Origin of the sequence: Treponema sp. (assembly GCF_045657965.1) — a bacterium.
GTDB lineage: Bacteria > Spirochaetota > Spirochaetia > Treponematales > Treponemataceae > Treponema_D.
In genome coordinates this window covers 1-8,792 of sequence record NZ_JAZOUG010000041.1, presented here as the reverse complement: position 1 = coordinate 8,792, position 8,792 = coordinate 1, and the positions used below count along the sequence as shown (strand labels likewise).

The window sequence follows — 8,792 nt, the reverse complement described above, 5'->3', positions numbered from 1 at the left end:
AGAAAAGGCCCTTCCATTCAGGGTAATCGTACCCGCTGGTGCCTATTAATATATTGCTCATAATTCTATTAAAGGGGGCGTTACGGGGGATTTCCCCCGTAGAAGGGGTAGCACGCAACGACGTGCGGGCGCAGGGGTTCTCGCAACGAGCATGAATGTGCGAAGTTTCTAGCGAGGCTTTCCCCTACCTTTGATACTTCCCAAGAATCTTTTTGGCACTCTCGCTCAAGAATGTAATTTGCCATGCTTTTATCAAACAAAAGCTCATAAGTCTCGGCGGCATCCTTGTTGTGCCAGATACCAAAGCTCAAATCAACTTCCTTGCTGATGTCAAAACCTTCCGGCACAGTAAACTTTTCATCCGTAATCTTGATATTGCGGAAGCGCGACAAAGCATATATGCGGTTCTCGCCTGCCACGTGGTCATATCCAAAAGCGTACCAGTTCCCTTTCTGACACAGAACATGGTAGGCATCAAAAACTCTGGCTTTATATTCCTGACTGCTCACCGAACGATATTCAAAGTTCAAAACGCGGTGAGTCTTAATAGCATCAAAAATGTTTTCAAAAACCCCTTCTTCAATAGAAGGAAGCGGATCGCTTATAAAACTTACATCCTTGTTCAAAAAGCCTGAATCCACACTCACCTTCTCAGGCAAAAGTTCGCTGATTTTTCCCATCATGTGGCGGAACTGATTTTCAAGCGGAGTATTCTTGTACTGCTCCATCAAAGGCATAACCGTGCTCACAGTAAAAAGGTCGCCCTCTGTCAAAAGCACATTCTTAATCGCAAAAGTCGGGTCAGTATAATAGTAGCCGCCTCTGGTACGGTCATTTTCCACCGGAGCCTGATACCTGTCGCGCAAAAACTCAATATCACGCAAAATGGTTCTGCGGCTTACCCCGTGCTTTGTCATCAAAAACTGAATGCCCGTATAATCACCGGACCTTATGTCTTCATCTATCTGAATAATACGATGTGTCCTGAATCTGTCTTCTCTTTCTGCCATATCTATATTGTACCATAAAATTTCAATTTAACCCGTAAATACTCTTCCGGTTCTTTCAGATAATTCTTTGCAATTTATAACTTTTCTTTGATTCAGAATATGTATTTATTCTTTTCTCAATTATTTTAATTGCTGCTTCGATAAAACAACTGCATGAAAGTTGCATTCCAATGAGCATAGGAATATGTTTATTAAGTTCTGGATTATTCTCCAGGCTTTTCTTATGGAAATATGATTTATCAATGTTAGAAGATTTTAAAGGAAAATAATAAATATCATAGTTTTCAATAAAAATACCCAAGTACAATGTGAGCAGTTCTAATCATTTTATTAATTATCTGCTATAATAATAAAATAAAAAACTCCATAAGGAGCCCTCACATGAACGAAATCATCAAAGCAATGAAAGAACGCAGAAGTATACGCAAGTTTAAGGCAGAACTTCCATCAAAAGCTGACCTCGAACAGATGGTTGAAGCTGGTCTCTATGCTGCAAACGGCATGGGAAAGCAGGCTACAAAAATCATCGTTGTGACAAATAGAGAACTTCGCGACAAAATCAGCGAAATGAACCGTAAAATCGGTGGCTGGGACGAAGGCTTTGATCCGTCCTACGGAGCTCCGGCAATGCTCATCGTGCTTTCAGAAAAAGACTGGCGCAACAAAGTTTACGACGGCTCTCTCGTAATGGGAAACCTCATGCTCGCATCTCACTCACTCGGACTCGGCAGCATCTGGATTCACCGCGCAAAAGAAGAGTTTGAAAGCGACGAAGGAAAAGATATCCTAAAGCAGCTCGGCATCGAAGGCGAATGGGAAGGAATCGGCCACTGCGCACTCGGCTACATGGACGGCGAACTTCCAAAGCCAGCCCCACGCAAAGAAGACCGCGTTGTCTGGGCGGAATAAATGACCATCCCTACCCTCAAAAACGGCGACCTGATTTTTATGCGCGACAGCTCAGATTTCTCAGAGGCAATTATCGAAACCACAGCCACCTACAGCCATGTGGGCATTTATTTTGATGGGCTGCTCTATCACGCATCCCGAAAACTTGGAGTTGCAAAGCAGAATCTTGAAGAATACCTTGCCGAAGAAAAGAAGGAAGTTTTTGTTTACCGCTACACGCAGATTGATGCCGAAATCATAAAGGAACGTGCAGAAAAATATCTGGGCGCAGCCTACAATCACAGCTTTTACCCGGACAACGGCACTTTTTACTGCTCCCAGTACATCGCAGAAATCCTCCCGATTTTTGACCTGATCCCCATGAAGTTCGGCGACGGCGAAAAGGAAGTTTCTGATTATTGGAAGAAGTATTATGAAGAACTCGGAGTACCGGTTCCGTTCAATCAGCCTGGAACAAATCCGGGTCAATTGGCGGAATGTAAGAAGCTCAAGTTTATTGGAAGAATAGAATAGGAGCATATCCTTCCTTCCACTTTGCTTTCTTTTTTCAGAACAATCGCAAAATTAAGCTAAATACTTCTTAACCTCTTCCACGCTTAAAACCTTGCCGCTGGAAACAGTTTTTCCATCCACAGAAAGGGCTGGCATACTCATCACTCCGGCCAGCATGATTTTCTTTAGATCTGTGATGTATTCTACATCTGCCGCAATATTCAATTCAGCTAGTGCATCAATTACATTCTGATGAAGGGTCTGGCATCCCTTACAGCCGCTACCATAAACAATTACTTTCATATCAACCTCTTTTACAACAACACCGACTGAACGGCATTGAAAAAATATCCTGTCAGAATAATTCCCAGAACACAAATCGCAACAAACACAAAAAGCAGTTTTGATTTGATAACATTTTTAAGCATCACAAGAGACGGAAGACTCAAAGTTGTAACTCCCATCATAAAGCTCAAAATCACTCCAAGCATTGCACCCTTTGACAAAAGACTTTCCGCAATCGGAATGCAGCCAAAAATATCTGAATACATAGGAGCTCCAAGGATTGTAGCAAGCACCACGCCAAACGGATTTTTTTCTCCAAGCACAGTTTCAATCCACTCCTGCGGAATCCAGTTATGAATGAAGGCTCCAATCGCAACTCCAGCCAGAATATAAGGAATGACTTTTTTGAGTGTGGACTTCACCGAATCCTCTGCTGATTTTAAGCGTTCTTTTTGAGAAGGTTTTTCAATAGTATTTTCGCTACAGCAGTTTTTTGAATTACGGATAAAATCTGCAACCTGATCTTCCATATGAAGATGTTCAATAATCGTTCCCCCGGCTACAGCAATCACAAGTCCCATAACAACATAAGCTAAAGCAACCTTCCAGCCAAAAATACTCATCAAAAGAACTAAAGAACCCAAATCAACCATTGGCGACGAAATTAAAAAACTAAAAGTGATGCCTAAAGGAAGCCCGGCCTGTGTAAATCCCATAAAGATTGGAATTGAAGAACACGAGCAGAAGGGTGTTACGGTTCCCATAAGAGCCGCAATAATACGGGCAGAAAATCCCTTAAACCGACCCATTATTTTTTTACTTCGCTCAGGCGGAAAGTACGACTGAATATACGAGATGATAAAAATCAGAACAAAAAGCAGAAGCGTGATTTTTATTACATCATAAACAAAAAATACAAGACTTCCGCCAAGACGAGTCTGTGTATCGATGCCGGTTTTCGTCAGCAGAAATGTTATCAGCGAATTAAGCCACGCCATTCCAAGAATCTGATTTTGAATGAAATTCCACATAGGCAATCCGTTTATTTTGCTGAACAGCAGCAGCCAGATTTACTTTCTGCACAACTGATATCAGAAATAACTGTCTTAAACTCAGAAAACTTTTCGCAGTTAATTGAATAATACGACCACTTACCTTCTTTACGAGCCGAAACAAGACCGCAGTCTGTCAGAAGCTTCATGTGATGCGACAAGGTTGGCTGGGTTATATTGAATGCCTCAAGAATTTTACAGGCACAAAGCTCGCCGCCAGTAAGCATCTTTATGATTTTTACACGGTTTTCATCCGAAAGAGCTTTGCAAAATTCTGCAATCTGGGAATCTGTCATAAGTTACCTCATATTGATAAGTATCTATGTGTAATATAGTAAGACATATAGATAAGTGTCAATATGTTCTTGTGCCGTATTTTAACACACAGTCTTTACTGCATCCAGAAACACTTCGCCCGCCCGCGTAAACTGCTGACCACGCCGCCAGACCACATACATGCTTGTAGTAAGTTCGGGCATAAGCGGCTTAAAGCAGAGCGGAGAATCTGAGCTCGTGTCGGTAAGGCCGTCAAAGGTCAAAAGATAGCCTACGCCTTCGCGGGCAAGCACGCTTCCGTTATAAGACAAATCAAGCGTTGCAACCACATTTAATTTTGAAACCTCATCGCCAAACCATTTTGGAAGGTCAGCAGCCAGTGCCTGACGCGACACCATCAGAGGCTTTCCGATTAAATCTTTTGGTTCAATAAAGTCCCGGTCAGCAAGTTCAGCATCCCTCCGCATTACAACGCCCCAGCGGTCAACGGCATGAACCGTAAGCGAATTGTATTTTTCAACATCGACATTTTCGACAATCACCGCAAAATCAAAAAGTCCCTTGTCCAGCTTTTCAAGAACGCGTTCGCTGTCTCCGGCATACAGATGGTAACGGATTTTCGGATGCTGCTTCTTGAGCCTCTGTATGCACTTTGCAAGAAAACTGATGTTGCGGGATTCCGCGCAGGCAATTGCAATGTCGCCGGTAATTTCATCTTCTTTTAGGGCTTTAAAATCGAGCACCGTTTTTTCGGACATGGCAAGAATGTCCTCTGCCCTCTCGCGCAAAAGCTCCCCGGCAGGTGTCAGGCGGATTGCATAGTTCGTGCGCTCAAAAAGCTTTTCGCCAAGCTCATATTCCAAGTCCTTAATCTGACGGCTCATCGTTGGCTGAGTCACATTCAAAAGTTCCGCCGCCTTTGTGATGTTTCCAAGCTGTGCGGCTGTGAGGAAATATTTTAATACCCGAAGTTCCATGAAATCAGTATAGCATGGTTTGTTAATTCAGTCATTCATAAAAAGCATATCTAGTGATAGAAACAAAATATTGGTAATATCCTGCAAACTGTTGTATTTTAAAATCATCAGGAGGCACTATGAAACTCACAAAATCACTTTTAATCACAGGCGTTGCACTGACACTCAGCGCAACTTCATGCACAAACTCGAAAGGAGCAGTTATGGCAGATTCAACATCAGCAAAAATCGAAAAGACAGAACATTACACATTTACACTCGCAGAAAACGTGACCCGCACAAAGGTCACTTTCCGCAATCACTTTGGAATTGAACTTGCAGGCGACTTGTACGCGCCAAAAGACGCACCGTCACAGGGAAACGCAGCCCTCGCAATCTCAGGCCCGTTCGGAGCGGTAAAGGAACAGTCATCAGGCTTCTATGCAAATCAGATGGCAAGCCGCGGTTTTATCGCACTCGCATTTGACCCTTCCTTCACAGGCGAATCTGGCGGCCAGTCACGCTACATGAACAGCCCTGACATCAACACCGAAGACTTTATGGCAGCAGTAGACTACCTTTCAACCCGCGGGAACATCGACCCGGAAAAAATCGGCATCATCGGAATCTGCGGATGGGGCGGAATGGCAATCAATGCGGCCGCAATCGACACCCGTGTAAAGGCAACCGTTGCAAGCACAATGTACGACATGAGCCGCGTTACTGCAAACGGATATTTCGAAAGTGCAAACACAGCAGATGCACGTAACGAAGCGCGCAAGGCTCTCATGGCTCAGAGAACCTGCGACTTTAAGGCAATCCAGGCAGGCGGAACTTACAAGCTTGGAGGCGGCGTTGTGGATCCTCTTCCTGCAGACGCACCTTATTTCGTTAAAGATTATCACGCATACTACAAAACTCCACGCGGATACCACGAGAGAAGCCTTAATTCAAACGGCGGCTGGAATGTTACTGCATCGACCTCGCTTTTGAACACAAAGCTACTCGCCTACGCAGACGAAATCCGCAGTGCCGTTATGGTACTTCACGGCGAAAAAGCCCACAGCCGTTATTTTGGCGAAGATGCCTTTAAGCGTCTGACCGGCGACAACAAGGAACTGGTCATCGTACCGGGAGCAAGCCATACCGATTTGTACGACGGCGGCGAAAACAATGCCATTCCGTTTGATAAGCTGGTGGAATTCTACAAGAAGTATTTGAAATAGAAATATTTGGGTGTTCAAATAACGCCGAAAACGATGGGCGTTACCCCGCGCAAGCGCGGGGTCGCTATGTCCGCCCTTCGCTAACGCTCATACCTGCCATTCGGCAGGTACTTCGGGGCTACCAGCGCTAACACAAGGAGTTTTCCATGAAAAAAATAATCCTGCTTTTCACAACCCTTTTGTTTTTTACAATGACCGCCTGTGCAAACGGGAATTCGGGCCCAGCCATTGCATCAGCGGAATCCACCGAAGACTCAGGAGCTACCATGAACATCACCATAACAATCGGAACAAAGACTTTTTCCGCCACACTTGCAGACAACTCAACCACACACGCGCTTGTATCACAATTTCCTATTACCCTCGACATGAACGAACTGAACGGAAACGAATACTACGTTTATCTGGACAATTCACTTCCAACCGCAGGCAAAAATCCACGGACAATTAATGCAGGGGACATAAAGCTATACGGCTCCAGCTGTCTTGTAATTTTCTACAAATCCTTTTCCACAAGCTACAGCTATACCGACCTTGGCACAATCAGCGATACAACAGGATTACTGGACGCACTCAAAAAAAGCGGCGGAAAAGTCACTTTCACTCTTGCTGAATAGGACAGATATGAAAAAACTAATCACTCTTATAACGGCGGTATGTATGGCAGCATTTGCTTTTGCGGAAACTCCGCGCTCGGTAAAACTCAATTCTGGATACGAAATGCCCACGCTTGGACTAGGCACATGGACACTCACCGGCGAAACCTGCGAGAATGCAGTGTATGCAGCCCTCAAAACCGGTTATCGTCTGATTGACACTGCAAGATATTACGGAAACGAAAAAGAAGTTGGAAACGCAATCGCCCGTGCCATTACAGACGGAATCTGTAAGCGTGAGGAAGTTTTTATCACCACAAAACTCGTTCCGTGGACCAGTACACCCGACAAAGATATTGATGATTCCTTGCAAAAACTTGGTGTATCGTACATCGACCTGGTTCTCCTCCATCAGCATGGTGGAAATGATGATACAGTGTATAAGGCGATGTGCCGTGCCGTCAAAGCAGAAAAAATCCGTTCAATCGGAATCTCGAACTTCTACACAGAAAAAACTGTCAGTCACTTTATTAAGGATTTTGATATTCCGCCAGCAGTCGTACAGAATGAAAATCACCTTTTCTTCCAAAACAATGCCCTGCGAGACTGGGCAGCAAAACAAAATATCTATATTGAAAGTTATTATCCGTTCGGAGGCCGCGGTCACACAAAAGAACACCTGCAGAACAAAACCGTTCTGGAAATCGCAAAAGCACACGGAAAGACCGCAGCACAGATTATTGTCCGCTGGCACATACAGGCAGGCTTTCTCACCATTCCGGGAAGCAGTAATCCTGCACACATTGCAGAAAATTTTGACATTTGGGATTTTGAACTTACAGACAGCGAGATGAAAAAACTTTCTGCGCTCGACACTGGCAGAAGATACGAGAACTGGTAATCTGCTTGTTGGTGCGACAGGGGTCTTGCCGGCTTTTTCTATATCATCAAAAAAGTGCCCACACCAATGAGCACGCAGCCTATCAAAGACTTTACCGTAAACTGCTCATGCAGGAAAACAAAAGCGAGAATCAGAGTGAGGACAACGCTCAACTTATCGATTGGAACAACCTTGCTCGCCTCGCCCATCTGAAGCGCCTTGTAATAGCAGAGCCAGCTCGCCCCTGTCGCAAGCCCGGAAAGAATACGTCTGGTCAAGGCACGCTTCGCTTAAAGCCTTGACTCAGCCGTTTTCCAAGCTGCTCATTTCATTATCAGCTTGGAATCAGAAATATCCAGTTCTTTCTGCCGATTTGAGTAAGACCAGTTTGCGCATGAGTCAAAAACACCATTCCCCACGCCATAACCACGACCACAACAGTACGGATAGCCGTAGCAAGATTTGAGTTCACATTTTCAATGCCGATTTTTGCAAGAATCGAAGTAAGGGCCGCAAATACAGCCGAACCAATCGCAAATAAAAGCCACATAATTCCAACATAATGAATAAAACCTGATGATTCAATAAATTTCAAAAAAATTTTACTTGTTCTATTGACATTACAACTCTCTCTGTATTATATTACTTATTGTAAGATGATTAGAACTACGAAATAAAAATACATCCTTGTATTTTTATTTCGTACGAGAAAATTCTGTTCACCTGAAGGCAAACAGAATTTTCTCTCTTTGCTTTCACCGTGCATCCGTGCACGGCATTATCGCCTTACAAATCTACAAATGGGGGATAAATACTCCCCGAGGAGACACACATGAAAGTAGCAGTTGTATGCTCAAATGGAAAGGTTGGAAAGCTGGTTGTTGCAGAAGCTCAGGCAGCTGGTCTTGAAGTTACAGGATTCGCACGCGGCGAAAACAAAAGCGGTGCAAAGAACTTTGTTCAGAAGGATTTGTTTGCACTCACAAAAGATGACCTTGCTGGTTTTGATGTTGTGGTAGATGCATTCGGTGCATGGGCAGAAGCAGAATTGCCGAATCATCCTAAGTCACTCGCTCACCTCTGTGACCTTCTTTCTGGAACTGAAGCCCG

At 44.2% G+C, this 8,792-nt stretch carries 11 protein-coding genes and 1 pseudogene; 6 read left to right on the top strand and 6 right to left on the bottom strand.

Annotated elements, in window-relative coordinates:
• Window positions 1-80: 80 nt before the first annotated feature.
• Window positions 81-1,010: a helix-turn-helix transcriptional regulator gene (locus tag ACKI5B_RS01290; RefSeq protein ID WP_407425142.1), complete on the bottom strand. Its 930-nt coding sequence runs from the start codon at window positions 1,008-1,010 to the stop codon at window positions 81-83.
• A 381-nt stretch (window positions 1,011-1,391) separates the two neighbouring features.
• Between ACKI5B_RS01290 and ACKI5B_RS01285 the strand changes: the two genes are divergently transcribed.
• Window positions 1,392-1,919 (top strand): nitroreductase family protein, encoded by a 528-nt coding sequence (locus tag ACKI5B_RS01285; RefSeq protein WP_407425141.1) that lies wholly within the window; start codon window positions 1,392-1,394, stop codon window positions 1,917-1,919.
• Window positions 1,920-2,432: a YiiX/YebB-like N1pC/P60 family cysteine hydrolase gene (locus tag ACKI5B_RS01280; protein ID WP_407425140.1), complete on the top strand. Its 513-nt coding sequence runs from the start codon at window positions 1,920-1,922 to the stop codon at window positions 2,430-2,432.
• A gap of 51 nt (window positions 2,433-2,483) precedes the next feature.
• On the opposite strand, the gene ACKI5B_RS01275 is transcribed toward ACKI5B_RS01280, so the two are convergent.
• From ACKI5B_RS01275 to ACKI5B_RS01260, 4 genes are all read right to left on the bottom strand, one after another.
• Window positions 2,484-2,714, bottom strand: a complete 231-nt coding sequence (locus tag ACKI5B_RS01275) for a thioredoxin family protein (protein ID WP_407425139.1) — start codon at window positions 2,712-2,714, stop codon at window positions 2,484-2,486.
• An 11-nt stretch (window positions 2,715-2,725) separates the two neighbouring features.
• Window positions 2,726-3,727 carry a permease gene (locus ACKI5B_RS01270; RefSeq protein ID WP_407425138.1) on the bottom strand — a complete coding sequence of 334 codons (1,002 nt, stop codon included), beginning with the start codon at window positions 3,725-3,727 and terminating at the stop codon, window positions 2,726-2,728.
• 11 nt (window positions 3,728-3,738) lie between these two features.
• Complete coding sequence (locus ACKI5B_RS01265) at window positions 3,739-4,044, bottom strand: ArsR/SmtB family transcription factor (RefSeq protein WP_407425137.1); 306 nt, start codon at window positions 4,042-4,044, stop codon at window positions 3,739-3,741.
• Window positions 4,045-4,125: 81 nt separating this feature from the next.
• Window positions 4,126-5,001, bottom strand: a complete 876-nt coding sequence (locus ACKI5B_RS01260; RefSeq protein ID WP_407425136.1) for a LysR family transcriptional regulator — start codon at window positions 4,999-5,001, stop codon at window positions 4,126-4,128.
• A gap of 119 nt (window positions 5,002-5,120) precedes the next feature.
• Here ACKI5B_RS01260 and ACKI5B_RS01255 point away from each other — a divergent pair, with 119 nt between their 5' ends.
• From ACKI5B_RS01255 to ACKI5B_RS01245, 3 genes are all read left to right on the top strand, one after another.
• A complete protein-coding gene (locus ACKI5B_RS01255) occupies window positions 5,121-6,206 on the top strand; it encodes an alpha/beta hydrolase (protein WP_407425135.1) in 1,086 nt (361 codons plus the stop codon).
• 146 nt (window positions 6,207-6,352) lie between these two features.
• Entirely contained in the window at window positions 6,353-6,823 is a 471-nt protein-coding gene (locus ACKI5B_RS01250; RefSeq protein WP_407425134.1) for a cyclophilin-like fold protein, read from the top strand.
• 43 nt (window positions 6,824-6,866) lie between these two features.
• Complete coding sequence (locus ACKI5B_RS01245; RefSeq protein ID WP_407425133.1) at window positions 6,867-7,703, top strand: aldo/keto reductase; 837 nt, start codon at window positions 6,867-6,869, stop codon at window positions 7,701-7,703.
• Between the two features lie 38 nt (window positions 7,704-7,741).
• Here ACKI5B_RS01245 and ACKI5B_RS01240 read toward each other — a convergent pair.
• A pseudogene (locus ACKI5B_RS01240) lies at window positions 7,742-8,235 on the bottom strand (EamA family transporter).
• Between the two features lie 279 nt (window positions 8,236-8,514).
• Between ACKI5B_RS01240 and ACKI5B_RS01235 the strand changes: the two are divergent.
• A partial coding sequence (locus tag ACKI5B_RS01235; protein ID WP_486401658.1) for a Rossmann-fold NAD(P)-binding domain-containing protein occupies window positions 8,515-8,792 on the top strand: 278 nt, incomplete at its 3' end.